The sequence below is a fragment of the Microvirga lenta genome, from assembly GCF_020532555.1.
Taxonomy (GTDB): Bacteria; Pseudomonadota; Alphaproteobacteria; order Rhizobiales; family Beijerinckiaceae; genus Microvirga; species Microvirga lenta.
On sequence record NZ_JAJBBR010000011.1, the window covers coordinates 13,161 to 29,069 of the forward strand.

General features: G+C 65.9%; 16 protein-coding genes. 10 read left to right on the forward strand and 6 right to left on the reverse strand.

What is annotated here, in order from left to right; genetic code table 11:
* Nucleotides 1–36 precede the first annotated feature (36 nt).
* The 6 genes from LGR44_RS16870 to LGR44_RS16895 all read right to left on the reverse strand — a co-directional run bounded on the left by LGR44_RS16870 (nucleotide 37) and on the right by LGR44_RS16895 (nucleotide 7,290).
* Complete coding sequence (locus tag LGR44_RS16870) at nucleotides 37–783, reverse strand: arginyltransferase (protein WP_226741881.1); 747 nt, start codon at nucleotides 781–783, stop codon at nucleotides 37–39.
* 103 nt (nucleotides 784–886) lie between these two features.
* Nucleotides 887–1,369: an RDD family protein gene (locus tag LGR44_RS16875; RefSeq protein WP_226741882.1), complete on the reverse strand. Its 483-nt coding sequence runs from the start codon at nucleotides 1,367–1,369 to the stop codon at nucleotides 887–889.
* A 10-nt stretch (nucleotides 1,370–1,379) separates the two neighbouring features.
* Nucleotides 1,380–2,621, reverse strand: coding sequence for a threonine ammonia-lyase (locus LGR44_RS16880; RefSeq protein WP_226741883.1), 1,242 nt, complete (start codon nucleotides 2,619–2,621; stop codon nucleotides 1,380–1,382).
* 27 nt (nucleotides 2,622–2,648) lie between these two features.
* The gene (locus LGR44_RS16885) at nucleotides 2,649–3,998 is read right to left on the reverse strand and encodes an ABC transporter permease subunit (RefSeq protein ID WP_226741884.1); all 1,350 of its coding nucleotides are present in this window, start codon (nucleotides 3,996–3,998) and stop codon (nucleotides 2,649–2,651) included.
* 13 nt (nucleotides 3,999–4,011) lie between these two features.
* Nucleotides 4,012–5,055, reverse strand: coding sequence for a porphobilinogen synthase (gene hemB / locus LGR44_RS16890; RefSeq protein ID WP_226741885.1), 1,044 nt, complete (start codon nucleotides 5,053–5,055; stop codon nucleotides 4,012–4,014).
* 195 nt (nucleotides 5,056–5,250) lie between these two features.
* Nucleotides 5,251–7,290: a calcium-binding protein gene (locus LGR44_RS16895; RefSeq protein ID WP_226741886.1), complete on the reverse strand. Its 2,040-nt coding sequence runs from the start codon at nucleotides 7,288–7,290 to the stop codon at nucleotides 5,251–5,253.
* 234 nt (nucleotides 7,291–7,524) lie between these two features.
* Here LGR44_RS16895 and LGR44_RS16900 point away from each other — a divergent pair, with 234 nt between their 5' ends.
* From LGR44_RS16900 to nusB, 10 genes are all read left to right on the forward strand, one after another.
* Nucleotides 7,525–8,577 carry an enoyl-CoA hydratase/isomerase family protein gene (locus LGR44_RS16900; RefSeq protein WP_226741887.1) on the forward strand — a complete coding sequence of 351 codons (1,053 nt, stop codon included), beginning with the start codon at nucleotides 7,525–7,527 and terminating at the stop codon, nucleotides 8,575–8,577.
* Nucleotides 8,577–9,032 carry a DUF6163 family protein gene (locus LGR44_RS16905; RefSeq protein WP_226741888.1) on the forward strand — a complete coding sequence of 152 codons (456 nt, stop codon included), beginning with the start codon at nucleotides 8,577–8,579 and terminating at the stop codon, nucleotides 9,030–9,032. Before LGR44_RS16900 ends, LGR44_RS16905 begins: the two co-directional genes overlap by 1 nt.
* Nucleotides 9,033–9,230: 198 nt before the next feature.
* Entirely contained in the window at nucleotides 9,231–9,512 is a 282-nt protein-coding gene (locus LGR44_RS16910) for a hypothetical protein (RefSeq protein WP_226741889.1), read from the forward strand.
* Nucleotides 9,513–9,734: 222 nt separating this feature from the next.
* Nucleotides 9,735–10,997, forward strand: a complete 1,263-nt coding sequence (locus LGR44_RS16915; protein ID WP_226741890.1) for a L,D-transpeptidase family protein — start codon at nucleotides 9,735–9,737, stop codon at nucleotides 10,995–10,997.
* Between the two features lie 211 nt (nucleotides 10,998–11,208).
* Entirely contained in the window at nucleotides 11,209–12,513 is a 1,305-nt protein-coding gene (gene glyA / locus LGR44_RS16920; RefSeq protein ID WP_226741891.1) for a serine hydroxymethyltransferase, read from the forward strand.
* 15 nt (nucleotides 12,514–12,528) lie between these two features.
* Entirely contained in the window at nucleotides 12,529–13,035 is a 507-nt protein-coding gene (gene nrdR / locus LGR44_RS16925; RefSeq protein WP_226741892.1) for a transcriptional regulator NrdR, read from the forward strand.
* Nucleotides 13,035–14,174 (forward strand): bifunctional diaminohydroxyphosphoribosylaminopyrimidine deaminase/5-amino-6-(5-phosphoribosylamino)uracil reductase RibD, encoded by a 1,140-nt coding sequence (gene ribD / locus LGR44_RS16930; protein WP_226741893.1) that lies wholly within the window; start codon nucleotides 13,035–13,037, stop codon nucleotides 14,172–14,174. The genes nrdR and ribD overlap by 1 nt, the downstream gene beginning before the upstream one ends.
* Nucleotides 14,175–14,807 carry a riboflavin synthase gene (locus tag LGR44_RS16935; protein WP_226741894.1) on the forward strand — a complete coding sequence of 211 codons (633 nt, stop codon included), beginning with the start codon at nucleotides 14,175–14,177 and terminating at the stop codon, nucleotides 14,805–14,807.
* A 125-nt stretch (nucleotides 14,808–14,932) separates the two neighbouring features.
* Nucleotides 14,933–15,424, forward strand: a complete 492-nt coding sequence (ribH, locus tag LGR44_RS16940; RefSeq protein WP_226741895.1) for a 6,7-dimethyl-8-ribityllumazine synthase — start codon at nucleotides 14,933–14,935, stop codon at nucleotides 15,422–15,424.
* 2 nt (nucleotides 15,425–15,426) lie between these two features.
* Nucleotides 15,427–15,909, forward strand: a complete 483-nt coding sequence (gene nusB, locus LGR44_RS16945; RefSeq protein ID WP_226741896.1) for a transcription antitermination factor NusB — start codon at nucleotides 15,427–15,429, stop codon at nucleotides 15,907–15,909.

The following is a 15,909-nucleotide window of genomic DNA, read 5'->3' on the forward strand; positions in this document are numbered from 1 at the left end:
TCAATTGCCGTATGCTGCAGGTGATGAAGCGTAATGCTAGTCCACCCGCACCCAGCCCGGAGCCAGCAGGCGCTCCTGCGGGGTGAAGCGGGCCTTGTAGCCCATCTTCTTCGAACCTTCGACCCAGTAGCCGAGATAGAGATAGGGCAGGCCCATCGCCTTCGCGCGACGGATATGGTCGAGGATCATGAAGGTGCCGAGGCTGCGGTCCCGCTGGTCCGGATCGTAGAACGAGTAGACCATCGACAGGCCGTCGCTCATCTCGTCCGTGAGGCACACGGCGATCAGGTCTCCGGTGCCTTTGCTGGTGATGCCGCTGTCGATCCCGCGGCGGCGATACTCGATCAGCCGCGTGTCCACATGGCTGTCCTCGATCATCATCGAATAGTCGAGCACGGTCATGTCGGCCATGCCGCCATCCGTGTGCCGGGCGTCGAGATAGCGCCGGAACAGGGAGTACTGCTCCGAGGTGGGCCGGTTCGGCATGGCATTGCCGATCAGGTCCTCGTTCGCCTTCAGGACCCGCCTCATGTTGCCGGAGGGCTCGAACTCGTTCACGAGCACGCGCACCGAAACGCAGGCGCGGCAGGTGTCGCAGGCGGGTCGGTAGGCGATGGTCTGCGACCGGCGGAAGCCGCCCTGGGTCAGGATCTCGTTGAGCTCCCGCCCGCGTCGTCCGACGATGTGAGTGAAGACCTTCCGCTCTTCCCTGTTCGGCAGGTAGGGGCAGGCGGAAGGAGAGGTCAGGTAGAACTGCGGTGCGTCGCGCGGCTGACTCGTCAAGCTTGATCGCCTTGTGGAGGAACCTTGAGCATTGACTTAACGCTCAAGGATAACATTGGTGCCACCGACGTCCAGCAAAAGAGGCCCGGATGCCGCATCTCGCTCACGCGGAGCGGATGACCATCATGTTCGTCAGCAGGTCGCGCACGAAGCGGCGGTCGTCGCGGAAGAAGCCGACCAGGACGTCGCAGGCCCAGAGCAGGAAGGTGGAGACGGCCACGTAGAACAGGAGCGCGTGGACCGCTGCCGCGAGCATGGACACCGGCCGTCCGCTCGGATCGACCACCCGCAGGCCCATGTAGCGCATACCCACCGTCGCCTGGGAGGGGCCGCCGATGGTCACCGCGTTGTAGAGGATGAAGGTGAGGGCGGTGAGCGGCAGGAACACGAACAGGCCCCAGCCGAGACCGAGGGTGAGCAGGCCGAAGACGAAGATCGCGATGGAAATCAGCACGATCCAGACCGCCACCACGAGCAGGTCGATGAGGTAGGCCCAGAAGCGCCGGTTGATGACGCCTTCGGTCAGCCGCGTGTCGACCTCATAGGAATTGTAGTTCATCGGCGGCAGGGAAGAACGGTTCGCCATGATCTGCTCCTCAATAGGCCGTTTCCGACAGACAGCGCCAATCGATCCGCTGGGGAGCGAGGCCGTCCGCCGCCAGGGCATCGAACACCTCCAATGTATGCTTTCTGTCCCGGGTTTCGATGGTGATGTCGATGGAAACCCCCTTGGCCGGCACGTCCAGGAACAAACGGCTGTGGGAAACCTCCAGAATGTTGGCGCCCAGGCTGCCGAGCCTGCTCGCCACCCGGCCCAGGAAGCCCGGGCGGTCGTTGGAGGTGATGCGGAAGGAGGCGATGCGGTCGTCGCGCTCCAGTTCGCGCACCATCACCGAGGCGAGAATGCGCGCATCGATGTTGCCGCCGCAGAGCACGAGGCCGACCCGCTTGCCCTCGAACCGTTTCGGCTCCGCCAGCATGGCCGCGAGACCCGCCGCGCCCGCGCCCTCTGCCATGGTCCGCTGCAGCGTGGCATAGGCGTTGACCGCCCGCTCGATCACCGGCTCGTCCACCAGCACGATGTCGGAGACGAGATCCCGCACGATGGGCAGGGGGAGCTGCCCCACGGTCTTGACCGCGATGCCTTCCGCCAGGGTGGCGCCGCCGATGGGGCGGTCCTCGCCCCGGATCGCGTTCTGGAACGACGGGTAGAGGGCCGCCTCGACGCCGACGATCTCGATGGAAGGCTTCAGGGCCTTGGCGGCGACCGCGATACCCGAGATCAGGCCGCCGCCGCCGATGGGCACCACGATCTGGTCGAGGTCCGGCGCATCCGCCAGCATTTCGAGCGCGACGGTGCCCTGGCCGGCCATGACGCTGGGATCGTCGTAGGGATGCACGAAGACCAGCCCCTCTTCCGCCGCGATCTGCCGCGCCCGGTCGGCGGACTCGTAGAGGGTCTCGCCGTGAAGGATCACCCGGGCGCCGTAGGCGCGGGTGTTCTCGGCCTTCACCAGCGGAACGCTCTCCGGCATCACGATGGTGGCCGGAATGCCGAGGCGCCGGGCGTGGTACGCCACCGCCTGGGCGTGGTTGCCCGCCGACATGGCGATGACGCCGCGCCTGCGCTCCTCCGAGGTGAGGCTCTCCAGCTTCGTGACCGCACCGCGCTCCTTGAAGGAGCCGGTCGGCTGCATGTTCTCGTGCTTCACACAGACGGTCGCGCCGGTGAGCTGGGACAGGCGGGGAGCGGGGACGAGAGGGGTCCTGAGAACCTGCCCCTGAATGGTCGCCGCGGCGCGTTTCACGTCCTCGACGGTGATGGCGTAATCGGCCAATGGTGCCTCCGGTTGGTCTTGGTGCCCTTAGATGGGTCGTGGTGTTGGATCCCTCGTGCCGAACAGCCCGCCGGGACGGAAGATCAGAAAGACGACGAGCGCGACATATAAAGCGATGTCGCGCGCCTCGATGGGTAAATATGCCGACCAGAGCGTTTCGAACAATCCCACCGCGAAGCCGCCCAGGAGCGCCCCTGGAATCGAGCCGATCCCGCCGATGATGGCGGCGATCAGCGCCTTCAGGCCGTACTGAAACCCTCCTGCGAAACCCAGGCCGCCATATTGCGCCACGATGAGCAGGCCCGCCAGAGCCGCCATGGCGCCCGCCAGGGCGAGGGTCTGGAGCAGGAGGCGGGGGCCGTCGATCCCGAACAGGGCCGCCGCCTGCGCGTCGTCCGCATAGGCGCGCCAGGCTCGGCCGAAACCTGTGGATTTCATGAGCCAGAGGAGGAGGAGGGCGACGACGAGGCCGATTCCGGTGGTGGTCGGGGTGATCGGCGTCAGGCTGACGAGGAAATCGCCCGACCGGGCCAGCGGCCAAGGCTCCGACCAGATCGGAGGCAGCCAGACGGTGACCGGACTCTGCACCAGCCGCAGGTACTCCATCAGGAAGAGGGACAGGCCCACGGTGGCGATGAGGCTGGCCTGGGCGCCTGGAATGCGGCCGATGGTGAAATAGCCGCCCACAGCACTGTGAATGGTGCCGGCGAAAAGGGCGGCGGCGAGGCCCGCCCCGAGGCCGAGGAGGGGCGAGGTGACCCCGGGGACGATCGCCAGGGATGCGCCTGCGACGGTGCCCGCTGCGCCGACGGCCGCCAGCTCCCCGAAAGCCAGATTGATGCGGCCGCTCAGCCCGAAGACGAGGGCGTAGGCCACCGCGAGCAGTGCATAGATCGCGGTTCGCGGCAGGCTGACCAGGAACTGCTGGAGCGAGTAGGCCGAAGCGGCGGGAATTTCCAGCACGCCGGCATCCACCCGGCTCCCGGGATCTCCGGCCACGCCCTCCGGGGTGTCGATATAGTAGTTCTTCAGGAAATACAGGCTCGCTCCGGAAATCGGGCCGCGCTCGGTGAGGATGCCCGTCAGCTCGGCCTTGTTCGGGGACAGGCCCTCGGCCGCGAACGCACAGATCACGGCGCGGTCCTGGACGGGACGGCCTGGATATTCCGCGGTGTATTCCAGGAGAAGCGTGCGGGGCGAAGGGCCGTTCTGCACCCGGGTGACGGTGATCCGGGCGCCGGGATTCAGGGCGGGCAGGGCGGTCCGGCACACCCGCGTCTGTTCGGCATCGACCGACAGCCCGCAGGCCGCGAGAAGGCACAGCCCCAGGAGACAGGCGGCGAGCCGCCATGTCCGCACGAGGCCGGAGCGGACCATGAAGGACCCGGTTCTAAGCTTGGGCCTTCAGCTTTTCGGCCACCCGGGGGGCGAAATAGGTGAGGATGCCGTCGGCCCCCGCGCGTTTGAAGGCGAGGAGGCTTTCCATCATCGCGCGCTCGCCGTCGATCCAGCCGTTGGCGGCGGCGGCCCGGATCATCGCGTATTCGCCGGAGACCTGATAGGCGAAGGTCGGGATGCCGAAGGTCTCCTTCACCCGGGCCACGATGTCGAGATAGGGCAGGCCGGGCTTGACCATGATCATGTCCGCGCCCTCCTCCAGATCGAGGGCGACCTCGCGCATGGCTTCGTCCGTGTTGGCCGGGTCCATCTGATAGGTGCGCTTGTCGCCCACGAGCGTGGCGTTGGTGCCGATGGCGTCCCGGAACGGGCCGTAGAAGGCGGAGGCGTATTTCGCCGCATAGGACATGATCTGGACGTCCTGGAACCCCGCCTCGTCGAGGGCGCTGCGGATGGCGCCCACGCGGCCGTCCATCATGTCGGAGGGGGCGATGACGTCCGAGCCGGCCTCGGCCTGGATCACGGCCTGACGCGACAGGATGGCGACGGTCTCGTCGTTGAGGATCCGGTCGCCCTGCATCACGCCGTCATGGCCGTGGCTGGTATAGGGATCGAGCGCCACGTCGGTGATGATGCCGATCTCCGGCACGGCGCGCTTGATCTCGCGCACGGCGCGGCAGACGAGATTGCGGGTGTTCAGGGCCTCCGAGGCCGTTTCGTCGCGCAGGGAAGGGTCGGTGTTCGGGAAGAGGGCGATGGCCGGGATACGCAGGGAGGCGGCCCTTTCGGCCTCCCGCACGGCTTCCCCGATCGTCAGCCGCTCGACCTCGGGCATGGACGCCACCGCCTGGCGGCCCGAAGCGCCTTCGATGAGGAAGATCGGCCAGATCAGGTCGTCGGCCGTCAGCACGTTCTCGCGCACGAGCCGCCTCGACCATTCGGCCTTCCGGTTGCGCCTCGGGCGCTGGGAGAGGGCCAGCGCGGAGGAGGGAGCATCCATGGGGGCGGAACGGGGGAACGGCGACAGCTTCGACATGAATCCTGATCCAAAGCCGGCTTCGCTGCGCCGGCGGACAGGACAAGAGTTAGCACATTTAAATGACTCTAAGGAAGCGCTCGCCTGCATTCCCGATATGTGTCCAAGAGGCGCTCCCGACAGGAGCGCCCCTCACTCTTGTTCGCGGGCATGCGGAAAAAGCCCTCCGCATGCCGCCAGTGTCGAGAGGGGACCTTAGACGACGAAGAAGTCGTTTGCGGTGAGCTTGAGCTTCTTGGCCATCTTGGCGATCTCGACCGCCTTGCCCGCACCCGATCCGTCGGCATCGTAATACAGGATGCCCTTCTTCTTGCTGTAGACCAGGTAGTCGTCCTTGCCCTTGGCCTTCTCCAGGCTGAAGAACTTCTTGTTCAGCTTGGCCGGCTTGGCTTCCGAGCCCTTCTTGCCCAGCTTCTTGAACACCTTGTTGTCGAGCCAGATCGTGTCGTCGGCCACCGAGAAGTCGGTGATCGTGTCCAGGTTCTTCTTGCTCGGCTTGGTGTCGAACACGAACACGTCCTTGCCCGCGCCGCCGGTCAACACGTCCTTGCCGGCCTTGCCGTAGAGCTTGTCGTTGCCGTCTTGGCCCGTCAGCCGGTTCGCCCCCTTGGTGCCCACCATAACAAGATCGGTCCGGGGTGGCGGCGGAGGAGGAGGCGGCGGCTCGCCTTCCGCACGAAGCTGAAACCGTTGAAAGAACGCGCCGCCGCTCTCCGAACCGGCCTCATGTGTATCTTCCTGGCCCGGTTGGGTCCCGTTGCCATGCCACGAGACGATCCAGCTGCCGTCAGAGAGAACCTCCACAATCGGTTCACTTTGCAGGCCGACCGTCGAGGTCGCCACTCGGGTTTCGGTGCCGACGCGGTCGCCATTGGCATCGAAGACCTGCTGGAAGACCTCCACCTCAGGGGGCTGACCGGTCTGCGACACATCGTTGTCCCAGACCGCCACGATGTGACCTGTGGGCAAGGCTACGATGTTGAGAAACCCTGTGTCACCCTCAACCGTGGTGTTGATGCGCGTCTCCCCACCAACCTTTGCGCCGCTGGCGTCGAAGCGCTGGAAGAAGTACCCATTGGTATCCTCCTGGCCGAGTTGAGTGCCCTTTCCACCCCATGCCACCACGAATCCGCCGTTCGGCAGCTCGACAATGTCATAGATTGACTGCATGCCCTCCGTCGATGCGCTCACCAGGGATTTGACTCCCGCGGCGCGGCCATCGGCATTGAAGACCTGGTAGTAGAGATCGGCCGAAGCAGGGCTTTCTCCTTCCTGCCAGAGCGTCACCCACTTTCCGTCAGCAAGCGCCTTGAGTTTGGTCGATGGGCTTGTATCCGTTCCTTCTTCGGGGGTCAGCTTGGTCGGTCCGCCTCGTTTCGAGCCATCGGCATTGAAGGCCTGCTGCCAAGTATGATTTCCGGATTGATCGTAAGTGATGACCCATCCTCCATCCGTCAGGCCGACGGAGGTTTCAAAGGATTCGCTGGCGTCCGAGGTCGGATTGTTGATCAGTATTTCGGTTCCGATGGCATGCCCGTCCGCATCGAAACGCTGAAGGAAGGCACCATCGTCGTCCACATGGTCGGCCTGTGTTCCGTTTCCATCCCAAACGATTCCGAAATTGCCACCGGAAAGTTCTACAAAACGGCCGAACGATTGGGTTCCTTCGACTGTCGTGTTGACGCGCGTCACGCTTCCTGCCGGAGCTCCAGTGGAGTCGAAGCGTTGATAGAAGATGCCGTTATCGTCCTGGCCCGTCTGCGTGCTGCCTCCTGACCAGACGACCATGAAGCCGCCATCGGCCAGCTTGCGTGTCAACGGGAGCCAGCCTGGGGAGTAGGGTAGGTCGTCGATCCGTGCCTCTTCTCCAACGCGTCCGGCGGAATCGAACGTCTGGTAATAAATTCCATCCAAGAGAGCCGGACTGGACGGTAGGTCGACACCCCAAACGCCAGTCCACCTGCCGTCGGCAAGGGGCAGAACATGGGTAAAGCTCACGACACCCGTTGTCGTCGCGTTGGTTCGCACCTCGTCCCCGATCGGATTCAGGTTGGCATCGAACACTTGATGAAAGAAGCCATACTCGTCCTGCTGGCCCGTCTGCGTACCGGTGCCGTACCAGGTTGCGAGCAGGCGCCCGTCCGAGAGCTGGGCGAAGCTCAGGTATCGTTGCTCGCCGCTCAAAGACGTGTTGACACGGGTCTCACCGCCCACGCGATGGATAGAATAGGACATTGCAAGTGCCTCTGGTGGATGGGCATAGCCAAATTAGATACAATATATCGTATATATTCCCTTAATCGATGGCTGTCGAGGGGTGCCGTATTCCCTTGTAGTTGCGCCAAGTTCGCGAAGCTGAAGCGATCCATTGGCTCTGGCTGGGACGTCTGTGCAAAGTGCCTGTCGATTCCACACATTGACCGCCGCACCCCCGCCCGCTTATCCCTCATCCGAACCAAGGAGCCGGCGATGGACGACAGCCGCGAAGCGATCTGCGAACGTCACGGCGAGGCGGGGGTGATCACCCTCAACCGGCCGAAGGCGCTCAATGCTCTGACCCTGTCCATGGTGCGGGAGATGCGCCGGGCGCTCGACGCCTGGGCGGCGGATCCCGCCGTGTCGCGGATCGTGGTGGAAGGGGCCGGCGAGAAGGCGTTCTGCGCAGGCGGCGACATCCGGCGGCTGACCGAGCTCGGCCGCGCCGGGCAGAAGGCGGAGGGGCTGGCCTTCTGGCGCGAGGAATACCAGCTCAACGCCCTCATCAAGCGCTATCCGAAGCCCTACATCTCCCTCGTCGACGGCATCGTCATGGGCGGCGGTGTCGGCGTCTCGCTCCACGGCTCCCACCGGGTGGCCGGGGAGCGCTATCTCTTCGCCATGCCCGAGGTCGGAATCGGCTTTTTTCCCGACGTGGGCGGGACCTACGCCCTACCGCGCCTGCCGGGACAGACGGGCATGTACCTCGCGCTCACGGGCGAGCGGGTCAAACGGGCCGACGCGAAGATGCTCGGCCTGGCGACCCATGCGATCGACAGCAAGGATTTCGGTGCCCTGCGCCAGGCCCTGGTCGACGGGGAGCCCGTGGAGAACGCCCTGATGCGCGTCTCCGTCGATCCGGGTGCGGCCCCCCTCGCGGATCAGAGGGCGGTCATCGATGCCTGTTTTTCGGCCGGGAGCGTCTCCGCCATCCTCCAGCGTCTCGACGAGGCTGCGGAAAAGGGTTCGGACTTCGCGGCCAGAACCGCGGCGGGAATGCGGACCAAATCGCCCACGAGCATGTGCATCGCCTTCGAGCAGGTCCGTCGCGGGGCGGAGATGGATTTCGAAGAGGCGATGAGGACGGAGTTCCGGATCGTCTCCCGGATCTTCGACGGTCACGATTTCTACGAGGGGGTGAGGGCAGTTCTCGTGGACAAGGACAACCAGCCGCGCTGGCAGCCGGCCTCCCTCGAGGAGGTCGATCCCGCCGCCATCGACCGTCACTTCGCCAGCCTCGGCGAGCGGGATCTGGAGATCGCCTGATGCGGACCCACGGCCCGAGGCATTCCTCCGAGACGACGCGCGACTACATCTCCGACCGGATCGAGGAGCGGCCCGCCACGCCCCGCGCCGTGCGCTGGAACCTGGCCCTGACCGTGTTCATGCGCATCCTGGCGATCTTCTGGATCATGAAGGGGCTCAGCGCCTGGGCGGTTATCCTGGGAATCTGGACCCCGGTGGGCCAGTTCGAGATCCGCTCCACCGGGTACCAGGCCACCATCATCTATTTCGCGCTCATCGACCTCATCGCGGCCGTAGGGCTCTGGATGGCGAGCACCTGGGGCGGGATCATGTGGCTGCTGGCGATCATGAGCCACCTCATCCTGGCGGCGTTCTTCCCCGGCATCGTTCAGGCCAATACCGCGGTCATGATCGCGTTCGTGGCGTTCATCGTGACCTATCTCGCCCTGTCCTGGCTCGCAGCCCACGAGAAATAGCCGCGCCCGATCAACCAGCTAAAAGTTGCGACTTCCTCCTCGAATGGGGAGGGGACGCAAGGGCATGTTCCGATATAACGCAAGGTGACCGCTCTCCCTGACGGATCTGGAAGTTTCGCGTCACGGTGCGCAGGCGGGGGGCTGGTTTCGACGTGCCGGCAGATTGCGCCGGGTCCGCATCAAACGGGGATTTTCACCATGTTTCGTCGCTTTCTCTTCTGCAACCTGCTCGCGTTGCCGTTCCTGGCGTCCCAGCCGGTTCTCGCCCAATCCTTTCCTCTGGGACCGGTGATCGACGCGATCGGACGGGCGCAGAGCCCTGCTCCCGCGCCCCAAGTCGCGCCCGGGCATGGCCCGAAGAGGAAAATGGCTCCTGCCGGGAGGGCGGGCCGAAGCGCCAAGCCTGTGAGGCAGCCGCGCTACCAGAGGCCGGGCGATTCGGGCGGTTCGTCCCCCGGATACCTGCTCGGCAACGGATGACCCTGCGGAAAGAGCTGTTGACCTGGGGTGCCGCGATCACGATTGCGGCACCGCGGCAGCAATCCTGTGGGAATCCGATGTGCCTTAATATCGCCGCGTTGTTCCTCGTTTTGAATACCCTTCATTAATCGTCCCTCGGCATGTTCGTGCCGAGAACGGTCCGGGCGTGGAGGTCTTCTCCGTTCCCGTTCCCAGGAAACACAAACCGAGAGCTTGCACTTCATGGTCTCACGCCGTTCCCTCCTGACAGGATCGCTTGCCCTTGTCTTCACCCCGGCAGCGGCTCTGGCCCAGCAATTCGCCGGGAATCAGGCCGAGTGGTCGCAGAACTACGAGGCGGTCTCTCGGTCCCGTGTCCAGCGGACGTCCACGCCGATGCTGTCGGCCGAGGCGCTCGCGGCGACCGAGCAGATGATCGAGTACTACCGCAACATCTCGGCGCGCGGCGGCTGGCAGCCGGTGCGCGGCGTCGAGGGCATGCGCGTGGGCTCCAACAGCCCGGCGGTCATCGCCCTGCGTCAGCGTCTCATCACCACGGGCGACCTCGATCCGGCGGCGGGCGAGTCGCCGATCTACGATTCCTACGTCGAGGCCGGCGTCCGCCGCTTCCAGGCCCGCCACGGCCTCAGCTCCACCGGCACGATGACGGCGGCGACCGTCGCCGCCATGAACGTGCCGGTCGACGTGCGCATCCGTCAGCTCGAGATCAATGTGGTGCGCCTGCGCTCGCTCTCGGGCAATCTGGGCCACCGCTACGTGGTGGCGAACATCCCGGCCGCCCTGGTGGAGACGGTGGAGGGCGGTGTCGTTCACACCCGCCACGCCGCCGGCGTGGGCAAGATCGACCGTCAGTCGCCGATCCTCAATTCCAAGGTCGTCGAGGTCAATTTCAACCCGTTCTGGACCGTTCCGGCTTCGATCATCCGCAAGGACCTGATCCCGAAGATGCAGAAGGAGCCGAACTACCTGACGGACAACAAGATCCGCATCTTCAAGGGCGACCAGGAGATCCCGCCGTCCCAGGTCAACTGGTTCTCGGACGAGGCGACCCGTTACCGGTTCCGCCAGGATCCGGGCGGCGAGCTGAACTCCATGGGGTTCGTGCGCATCAACATCCCGAACCAGCACGGCGTCTACATGCATGATACGCCGTCCAAGGGCATCTTCGGCGACGACTTCCGGTTCGTGTCATCGGGCTGCATCCGCGTCCAGAACGTGCGCGACTACATCGAGTGGCTCCTGAAGGACACCCCCGGCTGGTCCCGCGAGCAGATCGACGCGGCCTTCAAGTCCGGCGAGCGGATCGACGCCCGGCTGACGCAGCCGGTTCCGATCCACTGGGTCTACGTCACCGCCTGGGCCACCCCCGACGGTCTCGTCCAGTTCCGGGACGACATCTACAACAAGGACGGCCTCGGCAGCGCGATCCCGGTCGCGAGCCGCGTTCCGACCGAGCCGGACGCCGAGATGTTCCTGCAGAACTGACCCTGGGACACGCCAGGTCTCGACAGCAGCCCGCCTCACATGGCGGGCTGTTGCATTTCCGGCGCCGGGTAGGCATGTGTTTTGAACGGGTTGGCGCCCTTCGCCGGCCCATGATAAAGGCCACGGACACATTCAGATCGAGTTGCCGTCTTCGTCCGGGCGCGACGCCAGGAACCGCCGGACCGGCCGCTCACAGGAGGCGAGGGTTACCATGAGCGCGAGTGAAGCGGCACGCAGCCATCTGTCCAACAGCTTTTTCTCGGCGAGCCTCGCCGACAGCGATCCCGAGATCGCCCGCGCCATCGAACTCGAACTCGGCCGGCAGCGCGACGAGATCGAGCTGATCGCCTCCGAGAACATCGTCTCCCGCGCCGTGCTCGAGGCGCAGGGCTCGGTGATGACCAACAAGTACGCCGAGGGCTATCCGGGCCGCCGCTACTATGGCGGCTGCCAGTTCGTGGACATCGCCGAGGAGCTCGCCATCGACCGCGCCAAGCGCCTGTTCGACTGCAAGTTCGCCAATGTGCAGCCCAATTCCGGCTCCCAGGCCAACCAGGCCGTCTTCATGGCGCTCATGAAGCCCGGCGACACCTTCATGGGTCTCGATCTCGCCTGCGGCGGACACCTGACCCACGGCTCCCCGGTCAACATGTCGGGCAAGTGGTTCAACGTGGTGAGCTACAAGGTGCGCGAGAGCGACCAGATCATCGACATGGACGAGGTCGCCCGTCTCGCCCGCGAGCACAAGCCGAAGGTGATCGTGGCCGGCGGCTCGGCCTATTCCCGCTTCTGGGACTTTGCCCGCTTCCGGGAGATCGCGGACGACGTCGGCGCCTTCTTCATGGTCGACATCGCCCATTTCGCCGGTCTCGTGGCGGGCGGCGCCCATCCGTCGCCGTTCCCCCACGCCCACGTGGTCACCACCACCACCCACAAGACCCTGCGCGGCCCGCGCGGCGGCATGATCCTCACCAATGACGAGGACATCGCCAAGAAGGTGAATTCCGCCATCTTCCCGGGCCTCCAGGGCGGGCCGCTCATGCACGTGATCGCCGCCAAGGCGGTGGCCTTCGGTGAAGCCCTGCGGCCCGAATTCAAGCTCTATGCCCGCTCGGTCGTGGAGAACGCCAAGGTCCTGGCCGACACCATGCTGTCGGGCGGCTACGTCATCGTGGCCGGCGGCACCGACAACCACCTGATGCTGGTCGACCTGCGGCCGAAGAAGCTCACCGGCAAGGCGGCCGAGGCCGCCCTCGGCCGGGCTCACATCACCTGCAACAAGAACGGCGTTCCCTTCGATCCCGAGAAGCCGATGGTGACCTCGGGCGTGCGCCTGGGCACCCCGGCCGCCACCTCCCGCGGCTTCGGCGTCGCCGAGTTCCGCAAAGTGGGCGAGCTGATCGTCGAGACCCTCGACGGGCTGGCGAAGAGCGGCGACGAGGGCAATGCCGGGGTCGAGGATTCGGTCCGCCAGCGCGTGCACGAGCTGACCCGGCGCTTCCCGATCTACGCTTAAAGGCCGTTCCATCACATGCGTTGCCCCTATTGCGGGAGCCTGGACACTCAGGTGAAGGATTCCAGGCCGACGGACGATTCCTCGGCCATTCGCCGCCGCCGCATCTGCCCGGATTGCGGCGGCCGGTTCACGACCTTCGAGCGTGTCCAGCTGCGTGAGCTGTTCGTGGTCAAGCGGTCCGGCCGCCGGGTCCCGTTCGACCGGGACAAGCTGGAGCGGTCCGTGGAGGTCGCGCTGCGCAAGCGCCCGGTCGATCCGGAGCGCGTGGAGAGGATGCTCAACGGCATCGTTCGCCAGCTCGAGAGCATGGGCGACACCGATGTTCCGAGCGAAACCGTGGGCGAGCTGGTCATGGAGGGGCTGAAGGGCCTCGACGACGTGGCCTATGTGCGCTTCGCGTCCGTCTACAAGAACTTCCGCGAGGCCAAGGACTTCGAGGCGATTCTCGACAAGCTGGCGGAAGGGGAGACGGACGACGGCAATGCCTCTGCGCCCAGGCGCAACGCGGCGCAGTCCGAGTGATGGCGTCCGCTCCGCTCCATGAGACGTCGCCAGAGCCTTCCGCCCATGACGAGCGCCTCATGCGCCTTGCCATCGGGTTGGGCGAGCGCAATCTGGGGCTGACCTGGCCGAACCCTTCCGTGGGCTCCGTCGTGGTGGACGAGAGCGGCGACTGGCCGGTCATCGTCGCGCAGGGCGCCACGCAGAAGGGCGGCAGGCCGCATGCGGAAAGGGTGGCGCTCGCCGCCGCCGGCGACCGGGCCCGGGGGGCAACCCTCTACGTATCCCTGGAGCCCTGCTCACACCACGGCAAGACGGCACCCTGCGCCGACGCGGTGGTGGAGGCCGGAATCGCCAGAGTGGTCTCGGCCATCGAGGATCCGGATGTTCGGGTGGCGGGGCGTGGCCATGCCCGGCTCCGGGCCGCGGGAATTCCGGTCACGGTCGGCTGCCTCGCCGGGGCGGCCCGGCAGGCCCATCGCGGCCATATCACCCGGGTGACGAAGGGACGGCCGATGCTGACCCTGAAGCTCGCCCGCACCACGGAAGGTTTCGCCGGCACCCGGCAGGGACCGCGTCTCATGATCACCGGCGAGACGGCCAATGCCCGCATGCATCTCATGCGCGCCCATGCGGATGCGATCATGGTGGGAGTGGGCACGATCCTCGCCGACGATCCGCTCCTGAACGTTCGCCTGCCGGGGCTGCAGGCACGCTCGCCTGTGCGCATCGTCATCGACAGCCGCCTGGGAACGCCTCCCGGGTCGCGCATCGTCACCGGAGCTCGCGACATCCCGACCTGGATCGTCGCCACGGCGGCGGCGGCGGTCGAGGCCGAAAGGGAGCTGGCGGCGCATGGCGTGGAGGTGCTCCGGGTCTCGCCCGACGCGAACGGGCACGTCGCGCTCGACGAGGCATTGCAGCTCCTCGGCTCCCGGGGGCTGACCCGGGTGTTCTGCGAGGGAGGACCGGGTCTGGCCGATGCGCTGGCGAAGGCCGATCTCGTGGACGAACTCGTCCTCGTCACCGGCCGATCCGCCCGGGGCGAGGGCGACGTGCCGGCCCTCGGGCTCGCGCTGCAGGACAGGATGGACGATCTGCGCCTCGTGGGAGACGAGCAGATCGGATCCGATCTCTTCATGTTTTGGGAGAAATCTTAGATGTTCACGGGCATCGTCACGGATGTGGGGCAGATCAGCGCCGTCTCGGAGGGGGAAACGCTCCGCCGCATCCGCATCGAATCCACTTACGACCCGGCGACGATCGCGCTGGGCGCCTCCATCGCCTGCGGCGGCCCCTGCCTGACTGTGGTGGCGGTCGAGCCGCGCGGGAACGGCTGCTGGTTCGAGGTCGATGCCGCCGCCGAGACCCTGGAGCGGACGACCGTCCGCGACTGGCAGGCCGGCACGCGGGTCAATCTGGAGCGGTCTCTGAAGATCGGGGACGAGCTCGGCGGCCATATCGTCACGGGGCATGTGGACGGCGTCGCCACCATCGTCGCCAAGGAGGCGATCACCGCAGGCGACGATCCCTGGGGGCCGACCGCGCGCTTCGTCATCAAGGCGCCGCCCGCCCTGGCGCCTTTCATCGCCGAAAAGGGCTCCGTCTGCCTCGACGGCACTTCTCTGACCGTGAACTCGGTCAACGACGACATCTTCTCCGTCCTCATCATTCCGCATACCCTCGCCGTGACCACCTGGGGCGAGCGGCAGGTCGGCGACAGCCTCAACCTCGAAGTCGATCTGATGGCCCGCTACGCGGCACGGCTTGCGGACGCGCGCCGGGCGGGGTAGGGACCCACAACGTTCAATCCGTCCGAAGAACATCTCCAGAGCACCCTCTTTCTTCCAGAAGGCGCAGCCACGCGGCTGCGCCTCGGGACGAGACAGGGTGCGTTTCAGGTCCGAAACGGTTTTCCATGGTCTCGCATTCCGCCAAGTCTCCCAACAACCGTCCGCCCGTTCCCGGAGCCCGCATCCTGGTGGTCGAGGCGCGCTTCTACGACGACATCGCCGACGAACTGCTGCGGGGAGCCCGCGGGGTCGTCGAAGCGGCGCAGGCCACCATGGACGTGCTGACGGTCGACGGGGCGCTCGAAATCCCCGCCACCATCGCCATCGCGCTCGATGCCGCCGAGAAGGCAGGCCGGCCCTACGACGCGGTCGTGGCCCTGGGCTGCGTCATCCGCGGCGAAACCGGGCACTACGACATCGTCGCGGGCGAGAGCTCGCGGGCCCTGATGGACCTGTCGGTGGCGCGGCGGATCCCGCTCGCCAACGGCATCCTGACCGTGGAGAATGACGAGCAGGCCTGGACCCGTGCGCGGGTGAATGAATTGAATAAGGGCGGGGGAGCGGTGGACGCGGCGCTCGCCGTGCTTCGCATCAAACAACACGTCGAGGAGGCCTGACCATGACGAAGCCCGCAGAGCGCTCGGCTGCTCGTCTCGCCGCAGTTCAGGCCCTGTACCAGATGGATCTGTCCGGCAAGAGCGTCGTCGATGCCCTGGCCGAATTCGAGGCGTTCTGGATCGGCCGCGAGGTCGAAGGCATCGAGTTCCAGCCCTCCGACAACGACTTCTTCCGCAACATCCTCTCGGGCGTGGTCAATAACCAGCGCGACATCGACGTGAGGATCGACAAGGCGCTCGCCGCCGGCTGGCCCCTGAAGCGGATCGAGGCCGTCCTGCGCGCGATCCTGCGTGCCGGCTGCTACGAGCTGATGTTCCGTAAGGACGTGCCCGTGCGCGTGGTCATCACCGAATATGTGGACGTAACCCATGGCTTCTACAGCGAGGACGAATCCGGCCTCGTGAACGCGGTTCTCGACAGTCTTGCTCGCGAGGTTCGCGCCGGCGAGCTCGAGCGCAAGGCGGCGGGACAGACGAAGCGGTAG